This window comes from Nonomuraea sp. NPDC050202 (genome assembly GCF_040656115.1).
Lineage (GTDB): Bacteria > Actinomycetota > Actinomycetes > Streptosporangiales > Streptosporangiaceae > Nonomuraea.
In genome coordinates, this window is the sequence record NZ_JBFALF010000005.1 from 383,191 (window position 1) to 403,934 (window position 20,744).

Here is a 20,744-nt window from a genome sequence, read left to right on the forward strand (position 1 = left end):
CCAGGAGTGACCTTCGACATAGTGATCAGCGGTGGGCGGGTGCTCGACGGCACGGGCGCCCCGCCGTACCGGGCGGACGTGGGGATCTCGGGCGACCGGGTCGCGGCGGTCGGCAGGCTCGGCGGCGCGCGGGCGGGCACGGTGATCGACGCGACGGGCCGGTTCGTCGCCCCGGGCTTCGTGGACTGCCACGCGCACGGTGACGCGGCCGTGTTCGACGCCGGCGTGCAGCGGGCGGCGCTGCGGCAGGGGGTCACGACGTTCGTGCTGGGGCAGGACGGGCTGTCGTTCGCGCCCGGATCCGCCGCGACCGTGGCCTACGCCTCGCGGTACTTCGCGGCGGTCAACGGTGCCCTGGTGGACGGGCCGCTGACCGTCGCCGACCTGCTCTCCGGCTACGACAGGGCGGTGGCGCTGAACACCGCGTACCTGCTGCCCCACGGCACCATCCGCTACGACGTCATGGGCCCCTCGCCCGATCGGGCCGGGCCCGGCGACGTGGCGGGCATGCTGCGCCGCGTGGAGCGCGGGCTGTCCGAGGGCGCGGTCGGGCTGTCGACCGGGCTGGAGTACCTGCCGGGCCGCTACGCCGACGCGGAGGAGCTGGCCGCCCTGTGCGCGCCGCTCGGCGGCCTGCCGTACGTCACGCACATGCGGGCCTACGGCGAGCGGGCCGGCGTGGGGATGGCCGAGGTGGTGGAGATCGCCGGGAGCTCGGGCGCGGCCGTGCACGTCTCGCACCTGCACGGGCCGGCGGGCGTGCTGCTGCCGCTGGTCGAGGACGCCCTGGGCAAGGGGGTGGACCTCACCTTCGACACCTACCCCTACCTGCGCGGCAACACGATCCTGGCGATGGTCGCGCTGCCGCCGTCCGTGCCGGGCGCCGACCAGGACGCCGCGCTGGAGATGATCGCCTCGGACGCGCTGGAGGAGTGGTGGCAGGCCCAGAGCGCGCTCTGGCCCCGGCTGACGATCTCGCACGCGCCCGGCCTGGAGTGGGCCGAAGGGCTGACGATGGTGGCCGCGGCCGAGCGGGCCGGGGCCGAGCCGGCCGCGCTCTGCCGCCGCCTCCTGACGGAGACGCGGCTGGAGGCGGGGGTCGTCATCGCCCGCCCCGACGAGGGGCCGCAGGGCGAGGAGTCCGTACGCCGGATGCTCCGCCACCCCTCGCAGACCGGCGGCTCCGACGGCATCTACGTGGGCGGCCATCCGCATCCGCGCGGGTTCGGCGCGTTCGCCAGGTTCCTGGGCAGGCACGTCAGGGAGCTGGGCGACTGGACGTGGGAGCAGGCCGCGGTGCACCTGGCCGCGCATCCCGCCAGGCGCTTCGGGCTGGCGGACCGGGGGCTGCTGCGGCGCGGGTTCGCCGCGGACGTGGTGGTGTTCGACCCGGCCACGGTGGGCGACCTGGCCACCTATCCCGCGCCGCGCACGCTCGCGGAAGGGATCGACGACGTGCTCGTGTCCGGCGTGCGCGTGCTGGCCGGCGGCGAGCTCACGGGTGCCACGCCGGGGCGCGCGCTGCGGCCCTCGTGAGCGATAAGGTCGGAGCCGGAATCAGAGGGGGTGTTGTGCCGGCGATCCTCGGCCAGTCGGTCTTCGACGGCGGGCTCGAATTTCCCGCCATGGTGGTGCACCGAGACGCGCTGGAGCACAACGTCTCGACGATGGCGGGCTTCGTCCGCGACCACGGCATGGAGCTGGCGCCCCATGCCAAGACGCACATGTCCGCCGAGATCGCCGCGATGCAGCTCGCGGCCGGCGCGTGGGGGCTCACGGTCGCCACGCCCCGCCAGGCGGCGACGGTCAGGGCGTTCGGGGTGGACCGGATCCTGGTGGCGAACCAGGTCGTCGATCCCGCCGGCCTCACCTGGGCCGCCCACGAGCTGGAGCGGGATCCGGGCTTCGAGCTCCTCAGCTTCGCCGACTCCACGACGGGGATCGACATCCTCGCCGCGCACGCCGGCTCCCGGCCGTTCAGGGTGCTGGTGGAGCTGGGGCACGAAGGCGGGCGGGCCGGCTGCAGGACTCTCGGCGAGCTGCTGGAGGTGGCCTCGTACGCGCAGTCGACGCCCGGCGTCGAGCTGGCAGGGGTGGCCGGGTACGAGGGCGGGCTGCGCTCGGGCGACGACGTGCGCAAGTACCTGGCCGCGCTGCAGGAGGCCGTGGAGCACGTCCGCGTCAGGAACCCCGTCCTCACCGTGGGCGGCAGCCAGTGGTTCGACGTGATCGGCCGCGAGCTGGTCGCCACCCAGGCCAGGATCCTGCTGCGCAGCGGCGCCTACGTCACCCACGACGACGGCTACTACCGCGAGCGCACGCCGTTCAACCGCATCGACGGCGAGCTGCGCCCGGCCCTGGAGGTGTGGGCGCACGTGCTGTCGGTGCCCGAGCCGGGGCTGGCCATCGTGGGCATGGGCAAGCGTGACGCGCCGTACGACGAGGGGCTGCCGATCCCGCGCCGCGGCGGCGTCACGATCGTGAAGATGCAGGATCAGCACACCGTGGTCCGCGCCACCGGGCTCAAGCCCGGTGACCTGCTGGCGTTCGGCATCTCCCATCCCTGCACGGCGTTCGACAAGTGGCGAGTTCTGCCGCTGGTGGACCGGGACTACCGTGTCGTTGGCACGATAAGCACGAATTTCTAGGAGATTCAGTGAAAAAGGAGCTCCGGACCACGGAGGGCGCCGCCCCCATCGGCGCCTACTCGCAGGGACTCGTCGTGGGCGACTTCGTCTACACCTCCGGCGCGGGCCCGCTCGACCCCCAGAGCGGCGAGGTCGTCGGCGACGACGTGGCCGCCCAGACGCACCAGACCATGCGCAACCTCGGCGCCATCCTGGCCGCCCACGGGCTCGGCTTCGACGACGTGGTCAAGGCCACGGTCCACCTGCAGCACCTCAAGCGCGACTTCGCCGCGTTCAACGAGGTGTACAAGTCGTACTTCAACCAGCCCTACCCCGTGCGCACCACGGTGGGGTCCGACCTGATGGACATCCTGGTGGAGATCGACTTCGTCGCGCACAAGAGCGCTTGAGGTGCGGCTGTGGACAGTTCGGTGTACGTCTTCGTCGAGGACCTGCGCGGCGAGGGCGTCGAGCGGGTGCTCGACAGGATCAGCGGTTACGGCGTGTCCGGCATCACCGTCGGCGCAGTGCATCACGCCTCCCGCGACGTCACCCCGCACGGGCTGTCCCGGCTGACGCTGCGCCACGACGGGGCGCACTTCACCCCGCCGGCGGAGCTGTTCGACGGGCTCCGGCTGGCTCCCGTGCCTGGCTACGCGGACGCCTTCGACGGTCTTCGCGAGGCCTGCGCGAAACGGTCCATGAAGCTCCACGGCTGGACCGTCTTCCTGCGCAACGCCACGCTCGGCACCGAACATCCCGACGTGACCGTACGCGACTGCTTCGGCGACCGCGGCTCGCTCACCGACCTGTGCCCCGCCCACCCCGACGTGCGTGACTACGCCGTCGCGCTGGCCAGGGCGGTGGCCAGGCTCGGGGTCGACAGCGTGGTGGCCGAGTCGCTGCACTTCAGGCCGCTCAAGCCGCAGCGCTCGTTCGTGCCGCTCGGGCCGATGGACGCCTACCTGTTCGCGCTGTGCTTCTGCGACTACTGCATGCGCCGGGCCACCGACCTGGGCGTGAACGCCGAGGTGGCGCGCGAGGAGTGCGCGCGGATCGTGGGCGGCGTCTTCGACGGCGACCCGCCGGCGCAGGGCGAGGTCACCAGGGCGGCGCTTACCGCGTACGCGGGGCCGGACGTCGTGGCCTACGCCCGCGCCCGCTCCGAGACGGTGACGACGCTGGTGTCCGAGGTGGCCTCGGCGGTCGCCGACGAGGGCTCGAAGCTGGTGTTCATCGACTCGACGGGGGCGGTCAAGGGCTACACCGACGGGCTGCCCACGCCCGGGCTGGCCGCGCACGACGCCTGGCAGCTCGGGGTGGACCTGGTGGCGCTGGGTGACCTCGTGCCCGCGTTCGGGGTGCTGGCCTACGCGCGTGACGCGGCGCGGGTGGCCGACGACGTGGGGGCCTACCTGCGGTCGGTGGGCAAGGACCGCGAGGTGCGGGCCGTGCTGCGGCCGGGCTACCCCGACAGCGACTCCACCGACCGGCTGGTGGCCAAGGCGCGGGGGGCCAAGGCGGCCGGGGCGCTGGCGGTGGACTTCTACGCGTACGGGCTGGTGCCGCACCCCGTCCTCGACCGCATCCCGGCCGCGCTGTCGCTCTAGCCGCTCAGGACAGGTTCTTCTGCCTGACCTGCCAAGGGCCGGAGCAGAGCCCGCAGTTCGGGCCCACGAACGCGGCCCTGGCCGCGGCGTCGCCCTTGAGCTGCCACTTCAGCCAGAGCGCCCCGACCCGGCCGAACTCGCCGCCGTTGGGCTGGGAGTAGGTGCCGAAGTGCCCCACGTCCAGGTTGCCCATGAACGCGGGCAGCCCGGCGGGCAGGCGGTTCCAGTCGTCGAGCGCGTTCTCGTAGGCGATGTCGCTGGGGCCGCCGATGAAGTAGCCGATGGGCGCGTGCAGGCGGGCGAGCTGGGCCTTGTCCAGGGCGCTCATGATGCCGCTGTTCCAGATACCAGTTGTCGTGACGCGCGGGTCGTCCGACACCTCGTATGCTTCCAGCCCGCCGCAGGACTGGCCCATCACGGCGATCTTCGTGGTGTCGATCCGGCCGCGGAACCTGCTGGCGAGGCGGCCGTTCTCGGCGATCGCCCAGTCGATCGCGTCGATCAGCATGTCCGCGTCGGTGGAGCCGGTGCCGCCCGGGCGGCCGTTGGCGATGACCAGGAAGCCGTGGGAGGCCAGCTCCTTGAGGAAGTTCTCGAACCAGGTGCCGTCGGCGCGGCAGGCCCCGTTGCCCCAGGCCACGATGGGCAGGAGCACGCCTGTGGGCAGGGTCGCCGGCCGGTAGACCGTGTGGCGGGGCAGGCGCAGGGTGGTCTCGTAGTCGGCCGGATAGGGTCCGGAGCCTCCCGGGGCCGCGTGCGCGGGAGCGGCCGGCACGGTCAGGATCGCGCCGGCCATCACGATCCCGGCCCCGGCCGCGGTGAGGCGTCGGATGAGCTGCCCGAGCTTCATGAATCCTCCTGGGGGTCGCTCGACTCGGTGCCGCGACCTTCGCACAGGGGGTGACCGGGATCAATGGATCACGAGCATGACTGGTGATATTACCGATGCCGAGCGTCATGGAAACAGTCGGATATCAGCGGGGCTGCGAGCCCTGGCCGGTGGCGGGTCAGACGCCGTCGAGGAGGGCCGAGACCGCGTCGGTGGCGAAGTCGTCGTCCACCCGCGACCCGCGGAAGACCGCCCGCATCCACACGGCGCCCGCCAGCAGGTCGACGATCAGCATCGGGTCCACCGTGGCCTTCAGCTCGCCCCTGCTCACCGCGCGCGCGAAGATCTCCCGCTCCCTGGCGAACCGGTCGGCGAAGAAGCGCCGCGCGTCCAGCTCGGGATGGCGTACGGCGGCGCCGAGCGCGGCCACCGCGATGTCGCTGCCAGGAGGCTCGGTGAGCAGCCGCCTGACCCCCTCGACCAGCGCCACCAGGTCGCCGCGCAGGCTCCCCGTGTCGGGAGCGTCGAAGCCGAGCACGTCGGACTCGATCAGGGCCGCCCCCAGCAGCGCCGCCTTCGACGGCCACCACCGGTAGATCGTCGTCTTGTTGACGCCCGAGCGCTCGGCGACCCCCTCCACGGTCAGCCCGTCGTAGCCCTTCTCGGCGACCAGCCGCAACGTCGCATCGAAGATCTCCTGCTGCTTCCTCGGCGCCATGCCGCTCATTGTCTCCCGGTGAACGCCGTGAGCACGCCGAGCCCGAGATAGACGACGCCGCTCACGTACCGGAGGCCGCCGGCCGCGCGGTTCAGGCGGCGGCCCAGGGCGCCGGCGGTGAGCGCGTACACGATGTCGGAGATCAACCCCAGGAGCAGCAGCGTGCAGCCGAACAGCACCACCTGCAGCGCGGGCGAGCCCGACTCCGGGCGCACGAACTGCGGCAGGAGCGCCAGGAAGAACAGCAGGGTCTTGGGGTTGAACACGTTGACCAGCACGCCTTCGAGGAACACCTTGCGCAGCGGCTGCGGCTCCGGCCGCCCCGCCTCGGCCTGCTTGCCGGTGAACGCGCGGATCCCCAGGTACACGAGGTAGGCGACCCCCGCCCACTTGATCACCGTGTAGAGCGTGGCCGACTGGGCGATCACGTACGACAGGCCCGCGGCGGCGGCCGCGATGTGCATCAGCGTGCCGATCTCCACGCCGAGCGCGCTGACGAGGCCCGCCGCCCGGCCCTGGGAGAGCCCTCTGGCGGTGATGTAGAGGTGGTTCGGCCCGGGGATGAGCACCAGGACGGCCGAGGTTGTCAGGAAGAGGGCGAACGTGGTGGGAGATATCACGAAAGAGCAGCGTAGGATGGTTTTGGTATGTCGAAGAGGGCCAATTCCCCGCCAGTTTCCCGGACCAATGGGTTGTCACCGGGCTCTGGCATAGTTTCAGGCGTGAACGGTCTTCTCGTCGGGCGATCCGCGGAGCTGGCAGGGCTGGTGCGGGTGCTGGCCGCCGCCGGCGACGGCATGGCCGGGGTGGCGCTCGTCGGCGGTGACGCCGGGATCGGCAAGACCCGGCTGATCACCGAGCTGGCTGCCGAGGCCCGCGAGCGCGGGTTCAACGTGCTGGTCGGGCAGTGCGCCGAGCTCGGCGACGCGCTGCCGTACCTTCCGCTGGCCGACGCCCTGCGCGGCGCGGAGCCGGCCGTGCGCGAGGCGGCCGCCGGCCACCCGATGCTGGGCCAGCTCCTGCCGGGCACGGAGAGCGCGCCCTCGACCGGGCTCACCCAGCAGCGGCTGTTCGGCTCGCTGCTCGGGCTGCTCGCCGACGTGCAGCCGGTGCTGTTCGTGATCGAGGATCTCCACTGGGCCGACCGCTCCACCCGCGACCTGCTGGTCTTCCTCAGCCGCATGGTGCAGAGCGAGCGGGTCTGCGTCGTCGGCACCTACCGCACCGACGACCTGCACCGCCGCCATCCGCTGCGGTCCGTGCTGGCCGAGCTCAAGCGCCTGCCCACCGTGATGAGCCTGGAGCTGGGGCCGCTGCACCCGGGCGAGATGTCCGACTACGTCGCCACCCTGGGCGAGGTGGACGCCCAGGGGCTCGGCCTCATCGTCTCCCGCGCCGACGGCAACCCGTTCTACGCGGAGGAGCTGTTCGCGGCCATCGCCGAGGGCGACAGCCTGCCCGACGGGCTGGCGAGCCTGCTCATGTCGAGGGTCGAGGTGCTGTCGGAGGCCGGGCAGCGGGTGCTGCGGGCCGCCGCCGTGGCCGGGCGCCGCGTCGAGGACGAGCTGCTGCGCGAGGTGGCGGGGCTGCCGCTGGCCGAGTTCGAGGAGGCGGTCAGGGAGATCGTCTCGCGCGGGCTGCTCAAGGTGCGGGGGCACGGCTACGCCTTCCGCCACGCGCTGCTGCAGGAGGCCGTCTACACCGACCTGCTGCCCGGCGAGCGCACCAGGCTGCACGCCGCCTTCGCCCGCCTGCTCACCTCGCCCGCCGAGCTGGCCCACCACTACCTGGCCGGCCACGACCTGGCCGGTGCGCTGGCGGCCTCCGCCGAGGCGGGCAGGCAGGCCGAGCGGGTCGGCGCGCCCGCCGAGGCCCACAGCCACTACGACCGCGCGCTCGGCCTGTGGGACCGGGTGGACGACGCCGAGCGGCTGGCCGGGGAGAGCCGCGTGGAGCTGGCCTTCCGCAGTGCCGTCATGGCCGCCGACAGCGGCGACAAGCACCGGGCCGTGGTGCAGCTCCGCGTGCTGCCGCAGACGTCCGAGGTGAGCGAGCGGCTCGCCTACTACCTGTACGAGTCGGACGACCCGGACGGCGCGATCGCGGCGGCTGAGCGCGCGGTGGAGAGCGCCGGCGACCAGGCGACGCTCGCCCGCGCCATGGCCACCCACGCCCGCACGCTGCTGTGGAGCCCGCGGCATCACGAGGTCGAGGCCCTGGCCACCAGGGCGCTGGAGACCGCTCGCGCGGCCGGGGTCAGAGACGCCGAGGTGGGCGCCATGCTCACGCTCGCCACGCTCGTCGAGCTGCGCGGCGATCTGCACCGGGCACACGAGCTGGTCGACGCGGCCATGTCCGAGCCCACCGGCGACCTGGCCATGGACCTGCGGGCCCGCTTCCACCATGCCCGCATCCACTACGAGCAGGGGCTGCTCGCGCACGCCGCAGAGGTGGCCGACGACGGCATCCGCATGGCGTCCGAGACCGGGCTCAAGTGGAGCACCTACGGCACCGACCTGCGGTTCCTGCGCTTCCTCATCCACTACGTGGCGGGCGAGTGGGATCAGGCGGAGGCGGTGGCGAGCGGCTTCGGCGCCAGGGTCGGCACGGTGCCGGAGGCGATCCTGTCGTCGTTCGCGCTGTTCATCGAGGTGGCGCGGGGCCTGCCCGCGGTCGAGTCCCGGCTGAGCTGGCTGCGGCCCTTCTGGTCCGACCCGCTGGCCTCCTACATGTCGAGAGGTCTGGCGGCCGAGCACGCGCTGTGGCACGGCGACCCCGCCACCGCGCTCGACCACGTACGTGCGGTCCTCGCGGGGCAGATGGACGGCGAGTCCGGCAACGTCCGGATGGCCGCCATCGGGCTGTGGGCGCTGGCCGAGCTCGGCACCACCGAGGGCGCCGACGAGCTGCGCGCCCACGCGCGCCTGGCCGTCGAGGCCGGCCCCACGGGCGACGGCGGCCACCTCGGGCCCGAGGGGCAGGCGTGGGCGCTGCGCGTGGAGGCCGAGTGGCACCGCGTGCACGGGCGGCTCGACGTGGCGTCGTGGCGCCGGGTGGTGGAGGCGTTCGGCTACGGGTTCGTGTACGAGGCCGCGCGTGCCCGGTGGCGCCTGGCCGAGGCGCTCCTGGCGGCGGGCGAGCGGGACGCGGCGCAGACGGAGTGGGAGCTGGCCCGGGAGGTGGCGGGCAAGCTGCGCGCCGTGCCCCTGGAGAACGCGCTGCTCGACTTCGGCCGCCGCGCCCGCTTCGGCGGCACCGCCGGCTCCGGCGGTCACGGAGACGGCGGGCTGACGGCGCGGGAGGTCGAGGTGCTGCGGCTGGTGGCGGAGGGGCTGACCAACCGGGAGATCGCGGAGCGGCTGTTCATCGCGCAGAAGACGGTGAGCGTGCACGTGTCCAACATCCTCGGCAAGCTCGACGTCTCCACCCGCACCCAGGCAGCGGCCGCCGCCCGCCGGCTGGGGCTGCTGGGCTAGCCGCCGGCGGCGGGCGGGGCGGACGAAGGTCAGCCGGAGGCGCCTCCGGCCACGATCGAGGCCACGTCGAACTTCTGCTTCAGGTAGCCGAACTCGAGCATGAGGTCCGCCACCCGCTGCACCCGCGCGGGGTCCACGGCCGTGGAGAAGCCGCCGAGCTTCATCGTCGAGGCCGTGGCCTGGTCGATCTTGGTGTACTTCTGCAGCGCGGCGGTGACCTCGGCGGAATCCGAGCGGGCCAGCTCGGCCGCCTTGCGCAGGGCCCGCTGGAAGGCGGCGACGGCCTTCGGGTGCTGCTGGGCGAAGGTCTCCGTGACCAGGTAACCGGCGATCGGGAAGTCGGCCAGCGGCCCGGTGAACAGGTCGCTGAGGGTCACCGCGCCGAGCGTCTTCGCCGCCGCCTGGTGGAACGGCTCGGGCAGGAGCGCGACGTCCACCTGGCCGCTCTCCAGCGCCCCGGCCATCTCCGGGAACGGCCGCTCGACGAACTTGACGTCCTCCGGCCGCAGCCCGGCGGGCTTGAGCAGGGCGCTCACGGAAAGGGTGGAGATGTTGTTGAGGGTGTTCACGCCGATCGTCCTGCCCCTGAGGTCGGCGATCTCGGTGATCGGCGAGTCCTTCTTCGTCATGAGCAGGAAGTTGCCGGGCTGGGCGGCGTACGCGTCGCCGACAATCTTGATCTTGACGGTGCCGCTGGCCGAGGCGAGCAGGGCGGAGACGTAGTTGCTGTGCAGGATGTCGATCTTGCCGGAGACCAGGTCGGGCATCGCCGCCGCCCCGCCCGAGATCAGCTCCGTCTGGACCGTGAGCCCTTCAGCGGCGAAATAGCCCTTGTCGATGGCGAGCTGAATGGGCGCCACCTCCGGGAGCGGCAACATCCCGATCCTGATTTCGGTCTTTTCCGGGCCGTTGGATGGCGGGGCCGAATCGCCTCCTCCGCCACAAGCGGTGATGAGTAATGCCGCGATACAGAGGACGGACAAACGCCGGAAACCTAACATGAACGCTCCTCAGGGAGTAAATGCGTCCGATAAGGCCGATCTGCGAGCTTAACTCGTAGTGCGTGCCAGATTCGCTACATTTTTGCGTCATGCCAGGTGAGCACCCTTTTCTCTAGGAGCAGAAAGGCCTGGTTCAGCACATAGCCGAGAATTCCGAGCAGGACGATCGCTCCCCACACGCCCGGCAGGTCGAACGCCCGCTGCGCGGCCCGGAGCTGGAACCCGATGCCCTCGGTGCTGAAGAACTCGGCGATGACCATGAGGATCAGCGCCAGCGACAGGCTGAGCCGCAGCCCCGCGAAGATCTTGGGCGCCGCCGACGGCAGGACGATCCGCAGCAGCCGCTGCCCACGCGTGAGCCCGAACACCCGCGCGGTCTCCAGATGCAGCGGCTCGATGCTGCGCGCCCCGTCGGCCGCGTTGAACAGCACCGGCCACACGATCCCGAACGTGATCGTGGCGATCTGCATGCGCGTGCCCGTCGAGAACAGCGCCAGGAACATCGGCAGCAGCGCCGGCGCGGGCAGCGCCCGGCCGAACTGGATGATCGGGTCGAGAAAGCGGTAGAGCAGCGGGGAACGCCCGATCGCCACGCCGATCACCACCCCGCCCACCCCGGCCAGCACCCATCCCGCCAGCAGCCGCCCGAGGCTCTGCGGGAAGTTGGCCAGGGCGGTGTCGTTCAGCCAGAGCCGGGCCGGGGAACCGGTGAACCACAGGTCGCGCATGTGGACGACGATGACCGACGGGGGCGGGAAGAACGGGTGCTCCATGGCCCGCGTGGCGAGCTCCCACACCAGGAGCACGACCGGCACCACCCACAGCCTGGCCAGCCGGGCCGGCACGTGCCGGATCATGGTCATGTGGCCGTTCCCGGGTGCCAGTGGAACAGGCGCCGCTCGACCCGGACGAACGCGCCGTTCGTGGCGATGCCGAGCAGCCCGGCCCAGACGGTGGCGGCCACGGTCAGCGTGAGCCCGTCAGGGCTGCTGCCGGCCAGGATGATGAACGCGCCGATCCCGTCGGAGCCGCCCGCGAGCAGCTCCGTGCTGATGGCCAGGATGAGCGCGATCGTGGCGGCGACCCGCACCCCGGTCGCGATGAACGGGGCCGTGCTCGGCAACGAGACCCGTAGCAGCACCGCCGTCCGGCCGAACCCGAACGCCCGCAGGGTCTCCTTGGCCAGCGGATCGACCTCTCTCAGGCCGTACATGGTGTTGATCAGGATCGGCCACGTGGACGCGTACATGATCATCGCGATCTTCATGTCCAGCCGCTCGGTGAACACGAACGCCGCGAGCGGGATGAGCGCCACGGACGGGATCGGCCGCAGGAACTCGATCACCGGCCGCAGCGCCCGCTCCACCGCCGGCACGCTGCCGAGCAGCAGCCCGGCCGGTACGGCGAACGCCACGGTCAGCGACAACCCCAGCGCCCACGCCGCGAAGGTGGCGCCGACGTCCACCAGGAATTCCTGGTCGGCCGCCAGCCCCGCCGCGGTGACCAGCACGGTGGAGGCGAGCGGGAATTGCACGGTGGAAACGAGCCCGAGCCGGCCGGCCGCCTCCGCGAGCAGGAGCAGACCGGCCACGCCGAGAAATCCGCAGAATAACGCGCTGTCGAAGGGGCGGGAAAACAGCCGGGGGATCAAAAGATCGCCCCGGTGAGGAGAAACGCCATGAAGCTCTCCATATTCCTTCGAGACGGCGAATATGGAGCCAGCGTAACGATCAATTACGGGGATCGGCGAGCGAGGCCCGCAGCAGCAGGTCGGGATCGCCGAAGTTGCCGGACTTCAGCAGCAGCGCCGGCCCGGACGGGGTGAAGATCCACGGGACGCCGCGCGCCGCCTCGGCCCCGATCACGCCGCCGGGCACGCCGAGCGCGCTCACGACCGCGCCGGACGTCTCGCCGCCCGCCGTGATCAGCCGGGTGACGCCCCGCTCCACCAGCCCCCGGGCGATGCGGCCGATGGCCGTCTCCAGGATCGCGGCCGACCGCTCGACCCCCAGGGCCTCCTGGACGCGGCGCAGCTTCGCCGGCTCCAGCGACGAGTAGATCAAGGGAGCGCCGGTGTCCTGGCGCAGCGAGTCGTACCAGGCCAGAGCGCCTCTGGCGAGCGAGTCGGCGTCCTGGTCGGCCAGCGCGTCCAGCCGGTAGGCCGGCCTGCCCGCCTCGATCATGGCGTGGACCTGCTGGAGCGTACGGGCCGAGCAACTGCCCGCCAGCACGGCGGCCGGCCCGGAAGGCTCGGGCGCAGGCGCCTGGCCGTGCCCGGCCCCCGCACGGGCCGCGGCCAGCCCGCCCGCGAGCCCCGCCGCCCCCGCCACCAGCGGCGCGCCGGCCAGCGCGCGACCGGCCGTCATCAGGTCGTCGTCCTCCAGCGCGTCCACGAACGCGTACCGCACCCCCTGCTCGCGCAGCTCGGCCAGCCGCCGCTCGATCCCCTGCCCGCGTACGTGAGGCAGCGTCACGACCCCCGACCGGTACGCGCTCTGGGCCTCCAGCAGGCGCGGCAGGTAGGAGTCGGTCATCGGGGTGAGCGGATGGTGACGCATGTGGGACTCGCCGAGCAGCACGTCCCCGACGAAGAGGTAGCCGTTGTACTGGGTGCGGCCGTGCTCGGGCGAGCTCGGCGTCATGGGGACGATGGGCGCCTCCATGGCGTCGGCCAGCGCGTCCAGCACCGGGCCGATGTTGCCGTCGGGGGTGGAGTCGAAGGTGGAGCAGTACTTGAAGTAGACCTGCTCGGCGGCGCCGTGCGCGCGCAGCCAGCGCAGCGCCCGCAGGGAACGGGCCACCGCGTCCGCCTTGTGGACCGTGCGGGTCTTGAGCGCGATCACGACGGCGTCGTGCTCGGGGGCCTCGGCGCCCTGGCGCGGGAGCCCGAAGTACAGCAGGGTGCGGATGCCCCGGCGGCGCAGCGCCACGGCCACGTCGGTCGCGCCGGTGAAGTCGTCCGCGATGGCGCCGATCATTGGTGCCCCGCTGAGCTGGTCTCGATGCTGTCGTGGTGCGAGTCGAACATGATGCCGACGTTATCGGCGTCAGGTCACAGGCGTTTCGCGCCCCCTGTGACGGTTCAGCTCGTGATGGTCTGGTCGCGCAGCTCGAAGTAGCTGGTGTGGTCGGTCTGCAGGTAGGCGTGGAAGTTCGGGGCCTTGGCGCCGGCGGACTTGTCGGCGGTGACGATGGTGACGACCACGTAGTTCTTGGACGCCCCCGAGAGGATCTTGCCGTAGGTGTAGCGGGTGAGCGCCTTGTCCTGGCGCCACTTGACGGCGTCCGACGTCAGCTTCGCCAGCCGGTCGGCCGTGGTCTTGGCGGCCCGGTCGCTGGGGAAGGACATCAGGATCTGGACGGCCTTGAGGTGGCCGCTGTAGGCGGAGTAGGCGAGCTGCACGGCCCGCTGGCACTTGTTCTTGACCAGCACGCCCTGGCCGTCCACCGGGGTGCACGAGCTGTAGGTCCAGCCGCCGACCTTGTCGGCCTTGAACTTGATGCCGCCCAGGGCGAAGTTCCAGTCGTCGAACTCCTGGTGGGTGATCGGCGAGCCGGGCTGGGCCTGCTTGGAGGTCGCCGGGGTGTCGTCGGGGGTGGCAGAGGGGTCGGGCGCGGGTTCGTCCGACGTGTCCGGGGTGGCCGACGGTGCGGGCGCGGAGGTGGTCGGGGCGCTGCTGGGCATGGCGATCTTGGGAGCCGGGCCGGGGGAGCTCAGGTACGCGTACGCGGCCCAGCCGCCGCCGCCCAGGAGCAGCACGGCCAGGCCGGTCACCAGGCCGATGATGAGCGCGTTGTTGCTCTTGGCCGGGGGTCGGGGGGCGTGACCGGGCGCGCCGTAAGGCGGTTGGTTACCGTACGGGGGCTGGTTCCCGTAAGGCGGTTGGTTTCCATGTGGCGGCTGGTTGCCGTGCGGTGCAGGGCCGGGCCCCTGGCCATGCGGCGGCCGGCCGGGGCCTGGCTGCTGCGGGGCTTGGCGCGGATGCTGCGGCCCGTAACCCTGGGCAGCAGGGCCGTGACCCTGGGCAGGACCGTAACCCTGGGCGGGACCGGGACTCTGGGCAGGGCCGTGGGCCTGGGGAGGGCCGTAGCCTCCTTGCGGCGCCCCCGGGCCCTGTCCGCCGCCCCACGGTCCAGGCTGGTGGGGCTGCGGTTGCGGAGGCGGCTGCGGAGGGTATGCCATGCCCCCATTGTGGTGCAGCCCCTTACCTTCTGCCCCAATTACCCCACCAATCGCCGCATCGGACGCGTCGCAGCCCGCGATCCTTTGGTCGCTCACAGCCAGACCAAGGTCGGATGCCCGCCCAGGCCCGCCGTCCGTAGCTTCGGCCTCATGACAGAAGTGCGCACGCCGCCCGCCGGCCGGGTCCACGAGGTCGACGTGGTGCGCGGGTTCGCCCTCGCGGGCATCCTGGTGGCCAACATCGGCTACTTCGCCGACCCCGGCCACGCCGTCAACGGCACCATGCCCATCCCCGACGGCCCGGTGGCCTCGGTCATCACCGCCCTCGTGCTGACCAAGTTCTACATCATCTTCTCGTTCCTGTTCGGCTACTCCTTCACGCTCCAGATGCGCTCGGCGGAGCGGGCCGGCGCGAGCGTGCGGGCCAGGACGCTGCGCCGGTGCCTGGGGCTGTTCGTGATCGGCGTGGCGCACGGCATCCTGCTGTGGATCGGGGACATCCTCACCCTGTACGCCGTGCTCGGCCTGCTCCTGCTCGCGATGCGCGGCATGCGGCCGAGGACCGCCGTGGTGACCGGTTCCGTCATCGTGGGCGTCCTGACCCTGCTGTGGGCGGGCCTCGCGGCGCTGTCCACCCTCGACCCGGCGGCCGGGCAGACCCCGCCGGTCGACACGGCGGCGGCGGCCCGCACGATCGCCCTGGCCACGGGCAGCCCGCTCGACGTGCTCACCCTGCAACTGGAGCTCTACCCGCCGCTCGCCGCGATGATCTGGGCCTTCCAGGGGCCGATGGCGCTGGCCATGTTCCTGTTCGGGCTGGCGGCGGGCAAGACCAGGCTGCTGGAGGAGACCGGGCGGTGGTGGCACCTGGCGCCGCGGATCCAGTGGATCGGGTTCGGCCTCGGCCTGCCGGGCGGGGTCCTGCTCGCGGTGACGGCCGGCCGTCCCGGCGCGTGGGAGCTGGCCGGCCTGGCGACGAGCACGGTCACCTCGGTGCTGCTGGCCGCCGCGTACGTGGTGACCCTGCTGCGCGTGACCCGCCGCTTCCCCGCCACCGGGCGCGCGCTGGCCCCCGCGGGGCGGGTGGCGGCCTCCAACTACCTCGGGCAGTCGGTGCTCTGCTGCCTGGTCTTCACCGGGTACGGCCTGGCACTGGCGGGCAGGCTGTCGCCGCTCGCCGTGATGGGCGTGGCCCTGGTGATCTACACGGTCCTGCTGGGGTTGAGCGCCTGGTGGCTGCGCACGCACCGGTACGGTCCCGTCGAGTACGTGCTGCGCCGCGTCACCAACGGCGGCTAGGCGGCGGTGGCGCAGCGGCGGTACCGGCCGGGCGCCACGCCGTACTCCCGCTTGAAGGCGTTGCCGAAGGCGAACTCCGACGTGTACCCCACCCGCTCGGCCACCTCCGACACCGGAGCGTCGGACTCGCGCAGCATGCGGGCCGCGCTCGCCAGCCGCCACCAGGTCAGGTACGCCAGCGGCGACTGCCCGACCAGCGCCGTGAAGCGGCGCGCGAAGCCGGCCCGCGACAGGCCCGCGTGCGCGCCCAGCGACTCGACCGTCCAGCGGCGGCCGGGCTCGCTGTGGATGGCGTTGAGCGCGCGGCCGATGGCCGGGTCGGCCAGCGCGCCCGCCCACCCGGACAGCGTGCACGGCTCGTCGGCGTTGTCGAACCAGGCCCGCAGGATGTACAGCTGCAACGCGTCGAGCAGGGACGACACGACGGTGTGCGCGCCGAGACGCGGGTTGTCGATCTCGCCGGCCAGCAGCTCGACGGCGGCCCTCAGCTCCGGGTTGCAGCCGAGCGTCGCGGGCAGGTGGATCACGGCGGGCAGCGAGCCCAGGATGGGGTGGACGCGGTCGGGGTCGGTACGGTAACCGCAGGACAGGATGACCGTCTCGGCCCCGGTGCCGTCGAAGCCGGCCGAGGCGAACAGCTCGGAGTGCAGCGCGCAGTCCGACTCGGTCAGCGGCCGCGCGGGATCGTCGGCCAGCCCGAAAGCGTCGCCGTGCGGCAGGAACACCACGTCGCCCACGCTGAGCCCGACGGGCTCGCCGCCCGCCGGGATGAGCCAGCAGGACCCGCGCAGCACCACGTGGAAACCCGCGGACCCGGGCAGCGCGGGGAACGACTGCCCCCACGGGGCGCGCCAGGAGACGCGGGTGGAGGCCGGACGGCCCGTCCGCATGAACGCGACCACGTCGCTCAGCACATCCATGAGCGATGAGTCTAACGCCTGAGACGATGACGTATAAATCTGGGACAGCAGCGCATTCAGTATCTCAGCATCTCCTCCTACGGTGTTTCGAGTAACCGAACCCCGAGAGGGAGCACTGACATGCTGAAGGTAGGCATCATCCTGGGCAGCACCCGTCCTGGGCGCGTCGGCGAAGTGGTGGCGAACTGGGTCCGCGATCTGGCGGTCAAGCGGGGCGACGCCGAGTACGAGATCGTCGATCTGAAGGACTACGACCTGGGCAACCTGGACGAGCCCCAGCACCCCGCCACGGGCATCTACCAGCACGAGCACACCAGGCGCTGGTCGGCCAGGATCGGGCCCCTGGACGCGTTCGTGATCGTGACCCCCGAGTACAACAACTCCTATCCTGGCGCGCTCAAGAACGCCCTCGACTTCCTCCACGTGGAATGGAAGAACAAGGCGGCCGGGTTCGTCGGCTACGGCGTGGACGGCGCGCCCCGGGCGATCTCGCACCTGCGGGACGTCCTCGGCCTGCTCAGCGTGGCCACCGTCTCGAACCAGGTCGGCCTGTCGATCCACACCGACTTCACCGACGGCTTCAACCCCGCAGGCCACCACGAGGACCGGCTCAACGCCGTCCTCGACCAGCTCAACGCCTGGGGCTCGGCCCTGCGCCCGCTGCGGGCGTGAGCCGCATACGAGGGCTCACGCCTCCTGCTCACGCGGTCTGCGCGACGATGGCGCCGATCGTCCGGGCGGTGGCGAAGTCGGGGGAGAGCCGGTTCTTGGTGACCGCGAACGCCACGCCGGTGGCGGTGTCGGCGCAGGCGTAGCTGCCGCCGCTGCCCGCCCAGCCGAACACGGTCGGCGTGTCGCCGGGATCGGTGCCCAGGCGGCCGACGGCGTACCCGTTCGACAGCACCGCGCGGTTGCCGAACACCCGGTCCACGTCGTCCACGACCGGGGTGCTCAGCTCGCGCAGCCGCTGCGCGGAGACCAGCCGGACACCGTCCACCGGGCCGAGCAGGGCGGCGTACATGCGGGCCGCGGCCCGGGCGGTGAACTGGCCCGCCGCCGGGATCGCCGCGGACAGCACGTCCGCCCGGTTCCCGAACGCGGCCGTCGGCCGCACCCCGCGCGGCGCCACCGCGAGGGCGGGCGAGCCGTCGGGCGCCTCGGCGTAGCCGGGAACGTCCTCGAGCCGGGCGAGCCGGCCCAGCTGGGCCCGCGGCACGCCGAGGAACAGCTCACCCGCCACCTTCAGCGGCGCCGCCACCTCCTCCGCGAACGCCCTGGGGACGGGCACGCCGGTGACCCGCCGCACGACCTCGCCCACGACGTAGCCGAAGGTGTAGGAGTGATAGCCGGTCCCGGTGCCCGGCTCCCACCACGGCCGGGCGCCGGCGACCAGCGCGCACATCCGGCTCCAGTCGCACAGGTCCTCCGGGGTGACGTCGGCCGGCAGCCCCGGCACGCCCGTCGCGTGCGTCAGCGCGTCCCGCACCGTGGCCGCGCCCTTGCCGTGGGCGGCGAACTCCGGCCAGATCTCGGCGATCGGCGTGTCGTAGCCGAGCGCGCCGCGTTCGGCGAGCACGTGCACGAGGGCGGCCGTCATGCCCTTGCCCGCCGAGAAGACGTGGAACGGGGTGTCGGGGGTCACCGGCCGCCCGGTGCGCGGGTCGGCCTGCCCGGCGACGACGTCGGCGACCTGCTCGCCGTGCCGGTAGACGGCGATCTGCAGCCCGCGCTCGGCCCCGGAGCGGACGAGCTCGTCGGCCGTGTCCTGGAGCCGTCGTTGCAAGGCGTTCACGAGGGCCTCCTGGGCAGCGTCAGGCGCCGGCCTCGGTGCGGTGGACGAGGTCGGCGATGCGGGCGGCAAGCTGCGGCCACAACGCCCTGGGCAGGTGGTGCCCCATGCCGTCGATGACGACCAGCTCGGCGCCCGGGATCGCCTCCGCCGTGGCCCTGCCCCCGCTGACGTCGCACATCAGGTCGGCGGCGCCGTGGATCACGAGCGTCGGCACGCGTACGGAACGCAGCCGCGCCGTCCGGTCCCCCGAGGCGAGGACCGCGACGCTCTGCCGCGTCACCCCCGCCGGGTCGTAGGCCCGGTCGTAGGCGAGCGCGGCACGCTCGCGCAGCTCGGCCTCGCCGGACGGGTAGCCGGGCGACCCGACGAGCAGGAACGCTCTGACCCAGTGCTCGATCACGTCCTCCCGCGCGGCCGGCGGCGGCCCCGTCATCCGGGACAGCGCCTCGAGGTCGGGCCCGCCGACGCCCGGCGCTCCCGTCGTGCTCATCATCGACGTCAGGGACCGGACCCGGGCGGGATGCTCGATCGCGACCTGCTGGGCGATCATCCCGCCCATCGAGGCGCCGACGAGGTGCGCGCTGTCCAGCCCGAGCGCGTCGAGCAGCCCGACGGTGTCGGCCGCCAGGTCGGACAGGGTGTAGGAGGCCGAGGACGCGTCACCGGCCAGCGCGGCCTGCAGGTCGGGCTCCGGCGCGTCGTGGAAGTGGGTCGACAGGCCGGTGTCACGGTTGTCGAACCTGATCACCTGGCAGCCGCGGGCGACCAGCTCGGCGCAGAACCCCTCGGGCCAGTGGATGAGCTGCCCGCCGGCGCCCATCACCAGCAGCACGGGCGGCGCCTGCGGGTCGCCGAGCCGCTCGTACGCCACCTCGATCTTGGCAGGGCCGACGTCGAGCGCCTTTTCCTCGCTCATCATGGCGCCACCTCCTCGTCCCGATCATCGTATTTCGCGGGGGCGGCCGTGCGGGCATCATGGATTCCGCCACAAACGAAAATGCGGGGACGATGGTTCAGAGCTCGCGGGCGGCCCAAGCCCTGGCGGATGAGGCCGCCGGGCTCGCTGCACCACGCGGCCAGCGGCACCAGCCCCGGCTCGATGAGCTCCAGGGCGCCGGAGTGCGACGCGTAACCCGCATTCTGCGGGTGCCGAAACAGTCGGCTACCGCGAGCGCCTCTCCCAGGTCCGCTTCTCGGCCGAGTGGCTACGGCCGTGGCGCGCGGGGAAGCTGCCCGCCGCCCGCCCCGACGCCGCCGCCGCGCGCCTGGCCGCCTTCCTGAGACGATCATGTCCAGCCGACGAGGAGGAGCAGCAAGCATGACCCACGCACTGCCGGTCACCCTGGACGACGTCCACGACGCCGCCGCGCGCATCAAGGGCGTCGCCCACCGCACGCCCGTCCTGCGCTCGCGCACCCTCGACTCCCTGGTGGGCGCCGAGGTCTTCGTCAAGTGCGAGAACTTCCAGCGCATCGGGGCGTTCAAGTTCCGCGGGGCCTACAACGCCGTCTCCCGGCTCACCCCGGACCAGCTGGCCAGGGGCATCGCCGCGTACTCCTCCGGCAACCACGCCCAGGCGGCCGCCCTGGCCGCGCGCGAGCTGGGCGGCACCGCGGTGATCGTCATGCCCGAGGACACCCCGCGCTCCAAGCTGGAGGCCACCGCCGGGTACGGCGCCGAGGTCGTCACCTACGACCGTTACACCGGCGACCGGGTGGCCATCGGGGAGGCGCTGGCGGCCGAGCGCGGCCTGACGCTGATCCCCCCGTACGAGCACCCGCACGTCATCGCCGGCCAGGGCACCGCCGCGCTGGAGCTCGTCGAGGACGTCGAGGACCTCGACGCGCTGCTCGTCCCGGTCGGCGGCGGCGGCCTCATCGCCGGCTGCGCCACGGCCGCCAAGGGCCTGCTGCCGCGGATCCGGATGATCGGCGTGGAGCCGGAGGCGGGCGACGACACCAAGCGGTCGCTGGAGGCGGGGGAGCGGGTGTCGATCCCTGTCCCGCGCACGATCGCCGACGGGCAGGCCGCCGAGATCCCGGGCGAGCTGACGTTCTCCATCAACCGGCACCTGGTGGACGACATCGCCCTGGTGGGCGAGGACGACATCCGCGCGGCCATGCGCTTCGCCTTCGAACGCATGAAGATCGTCGTCGAGCCCAGCGGCGCCACCCCGCTGGCGGCGCTGCTGTCCGGACGGGTCACCGGCCTGCCGCGCAGGGTCGGCGTGATCGTCTCGGGCGGGAACATCGACGCCCGCCGCTTCGCCGAGCTGTGCGGCCCGTGAGC

The 20,744-nt window shown here is 72.6% G+C and carries 19 protein-coding genes; 8 read left to right on the forward strand and 11 right to left on the reverse strand.

Going from position 1 to position 20,744, the window contains the following annotated elements; all coding sequences use genetic code 11:
• Window positions 1-6 precede the first annotated feature (6 nt).
• Genes AB0I79_RS18470 through AB0I79_RS18485 form a run of 4 tightly spaced genes read left to right on the forward strand, consistent with a single transcriptional unit; the run spans window position 7 to window position 4,237 of the window.
• A complete protein-coding gene (locus tag AB0I79_RS18470) occupies window positions 7-1,536 on the forward strand; it encodes an amidohydrolase family protein (protein WP_357874089.1) in 1,530 nt (509 codons plus the stop codon).
• A gap of 35 nt (window positions 1,537-1,571) precedes the next feature.
• Window positions 1,572-2,648 carry an alanine racemase gene (locus AB0I79_RS18475; RefSeq protein ID WP_357874092.1) on the forward strand — a complete coding sequence of 359 codons (1,077 nt, stop codon included), beginning with the start codon at window positions 1,572-1,574 and terminating at the stop codon, window positions 2,646-2,648.
• A gap of 8 nt (window positions 2,649-2,656) precedes the next feature.
• Window positions 2,657-3,037, forward strand: a complete 381-nt coding sequence (locus tag AB0I79_RS18480; protein WP_357874096.1) for a Rid family detoxifying hydrolase — start codon at window positions 2,657-2,659, stop codon at window positions 3,035-3,037.
• A gap of 9 nt (window positions 3,038-3,046) precedes the next feature.
• On the forward strand, window positions 3,047-4,237 hold the full coding sequence (locus tag AB0I79_RS18485; protein WP_357874099.1) for a hypothetical protein: 1,191 nt from the start codon (window positions 3,047-3,049) through the stop codon (window positions 4,235-4,237).
• Window positions 4,238-4,241: 4 nt separating this feature from the next.
• Here AB0I79_RS18485 and AB0I79_RS18490 read toward each other — a convergent pair whose 3' ends face one another.
• The 3 genes from AB0I79_RS18490 to AB0I79_RS18500 form a co-directional block, all read right to left on the reverse strand.
• Window positions 4,242-5,087: an alpha/beta hydrolase gene (locus AB0I79_RS18490; protein WP_357874102.1), complete on the reverse strand. Its 846-nt coding sequence runs from the start codon at window positions 5,085-5,087 to the stop codon at window positions 4,242-4,244.
• A gap of 157 nt (window positions 5,088-5,244) precedes the next feature.
• Complete coding sequence (locus AB0I79_RS18495; RefSeq protein ID WP_357874105.1) at window positions 5,245-5,784, reverse strand: TetR/AcrR family transcriptional regulator; 540 nt, start codon at window positions 5,782-5,784, stop codon at window positions 5,245-5,247.
• A 5-nt stretch (window positions 5,785-5,789) separates the two neighbouring features.
• Window positions 5,790-6,404: a LysE family translocator gene (locus AB0I79_RS18500; protein WP_357874108.1), complete on the reverse strand. Its 615-nt coding sequence runs from the start codon at window positions 6,402-6,404 to the stop codon at window positions 5,790-5,792.
• Between the two features lie 102 nt (window positions 6,405-6,506).
• Between AB0I79_RS18500 and AB0I79_RS18505 the strand changes: the two genes are divergently transcribed.
• A complete protein-coding gene (locus tag AB0I79_RS18505; RefSeq protein ID WP_357874111.1) occupies window positions 6,507-9,260 on the forward strand; it encodes an AAA family ATPase in 2,754 nt (917 codons plus the stop codon).
• Between the two features lie 29 nt (window positions 9,261-9,289).
• Here the strand turns inward: AB0I79_RS18505 and AB0I79_RS18510 are convergent, their stop codons facing one another.
• The 5 genes from AB0I79_RS18510 to AB0I79_RS18530 all read right to left on the reverse strand — a co-directional run bounded on the left by AB0I79_RS18510 (window position 9,290) and on the right by AB0I79_RS18530 (window position 14,036).
• Entirely contained in the window at window positions 9,290-10,213 is a 924-nt protein-coding gene (locus tag AB0I79_RS18510) for an ABC transporter substrate-binding protein (protein ID WP_357874284.1), read from the reverse strand.
• Window positions 10,214-10,335: 122 nt separating this feature from the next.
• Window positions 10,336-11,124: an ABC transporter permease gene (locus AB0I79_RS18515; RefSeq protein ID WP_357874114.1), complete on the reverse strand. Its 789-nt coding sequence runs from the start codon at window positions 11,122-11,124 to the stop codon at window positions 10,336-10,338.
• Window positions 11,121-11,852: an ABC transporter permease subunit gene (locus AB0I79_RS18520; RefSeq protein ID WP_357874117.1), complete on the reverse strand. Its 732-nt coding sequence runs from the start codon at window positions 11,850-11,852 to the stop codon at window positions 11,121-11,123. Before AB0I79_RS18520 ends, AB0I79_RS18515 begins: the two co-directional genes overlap by 4 nt.
• A gap of 139 nt (window positions 11,853-11,991) precedes the next feature.
• Window positions 11,992-13,239 carry a 3-oxo-tetronate kinase gene (gene otnK / locus AB0I79_RS18525; RefSeq protein ID WP_357874120.1) on the reverse strand — a complete coding sequence of 416 codons (1,248 nt, stop codon included), beginning with the start codon at window positions 13,237-13,239 and terminating at the stop codon, window positions 11,992-11,994.
• 104 nt (window positions 13,240-13,343) lie between these two features.
• Window positions 13,344-14,036, reverse strand: coding sequence for a hypothetical protein (locus tag AB0I79_RS18530; protein ID WP_357874122.1), 693 nt, complete (start codon window positions 14,034-14,036; stop codon window positions 13,344-13,346).
• A gap of 558 nt (window positions 14,037-14,594) precedes the next feature.
• Between AB0I79_RS18530 and AB0I79_RS18535 the strand changes: the two genes are divergently transcribed.
• Complete coding sequence (locus tag AB0I79_RS18535; protein ID WP_357874125.1) at window positions 14,595-15,743, forward strand: DUF418 domain-containing protein; 1,149 nt, start codon at window positions 14,595-14,597, stop codon at window positions 15,741-15,743.
• Here the strand turns inward: AB0I79_RS18535 and AB0I79_RS18540 are convergent.
• Window positions 15,740-16,663 carry an AraC family transcriptional regulator gene (locus tag AB0I79_RS18540; RefSeq protein WP_357874128.1) on the reverse strand — a complete coding sequence of 308 codons (924 nt, stop codon included), beginning with the start codon at window positions 16,661-16,663 and terminating at the stop codon, window positions 15,740-15,742. The genes AB0I79_RS18535 and AB0I79_RS18540 overlap by 4 nt on opposite strands.
• A 120-nt stretch (window positions 16,664-16,783) precedes the next feature.
• Between AB0I79_RS18540 and AB0I79_RS18545 the strand changes: the two genes are divergently transcribed.
• Window positions 16,784-17,335 carry an NAD(P)H-dependent oxidoreductase gene (locus AB0I79_RS18545; protein ID WP_357874131.1) on the forward strand — a complete coding sequence of 184 codons (552 nt, stop codon included), beginning with the start codon at window positions 16,784-16,786 and terminating at the stop codon, window positions 17,333-17,335.
• A gap of 28 nt (window positions 17,336-17,363) precedes the next feature.
• Here the strand turns inward: AB0I79_RS18545 and AB0I79_RS18550 are convergent, their stop codons facing one another.
• Window positions 17,364-18,455 (reverse strand): serine hydrolase domain-containing protein, encoded by a 1,092-nt coding sequence (locus AB0I79_RS18550; protein ID WP_357874134.1) that lies wholly within the window; start codon window positions 18,453-18,455, stop codon window positions 17,364-17,366.
• 19 nt (window positions 18,456-18,474) lie between these two features.
• Window positions 18,475-19,374: an alpha/beta hydrolase gene (locus AB0I79_RS18555; protein ID WP_357874136.1), complete on the reverse strand. Its 900-nt coding sequence runs from the start codon at window positions 19,372-19,374 to the stop codon at window positions 18,475-18,477.
• A gap of 399 nt (window positions 19,375-19,773) precedes the next feature.
• On the opposite strand from AB0I79_RS18555, the gene AB0I79_RS18560 reads away from it, so the two are divergent.
• The gene (locus tag AB0I79_RS18560) at window positions 19,774-20,742 is read left to right on the forward strand and encodes a threo-3-hydroxy-L-aspartate ammonia-lyase (RefSeq protein WP_357874139.1); all 969 of its coding nucleotides are present in this window, start codon (window positions 19,774-19,776) and stop codon (window positions 20,740-20,742) included.
• The last annotated feature ends 2 nt before the right edge of the window (window positions 20,743-20,744 follow it).

Bases quoted from the DNA above. Each gene is read 5' to 3' on its own strand.
- AB0I79_RS18555 (WP_357874136.1), bottom strand. From the start codon at position 19,374: ATGATGAGCGAGGAAAAGGCGCTCGACGTCGGCCCTGCCAAGATCGAG.
- AB0I79_RS18540 (WP_357874128.1), bottom strand. From the start codon at position 16,663: ATGGATGTGCTGAGCGACGTGGTCGCGTTCATGCGGACGGGCCGTCCG.
- AB0I79_RS18490 (WP_357874102.1), bottom strand. From the start codon at position 5,087: ATGAAGCTCGGGCAGCTCATCCGACGCCTCACCGCGGCCGGGGCCGGG.
- otnK (WP_357874120.1), bottom strand. From the start codon at position 13,239: ATGATCGGCGCCATCGCGGACGACTTCACCGGCGCGACCGACGTGGCC.
- AB0I79_RS18545 (WP_357874131.1), top strand. From the start codon at position 16,784: ATGCTGAAGGTAGGCATCATCCTGGGCAGCACCCGTCCTGGGCGCGTC.
- AB0I79_RS18495 (WP_357874105.1), bottom strand. From the start codon at position 5,784: ATGGCGCCGAGGAAGCAGCAGGAGATCTTCGATGCGACGTTGCGGCTG.
- AB0I79_RS18560 (WP_357874139.1), top strand. From the start codon at position 19,774: ATGACCCACGCACTGCCGGTCACCCTGGACGACGTCCACGACGCCGCC.
- AB0I79_RS18535 (WP_357874125.1), top strand. From the start codon at position 14,595: ATGACAGAAGTGCGCACGCCGCCCGCCGGCCGGGTCCACGAGGTCGAC.
- AB0I79_RS18515 (WP_357874114.1), bottom strand. From the start codon at position 11,124: ATGACCATGATCCGGCACGTGCCGGCCCGGCTGGCCAGGCTGTGGGTG.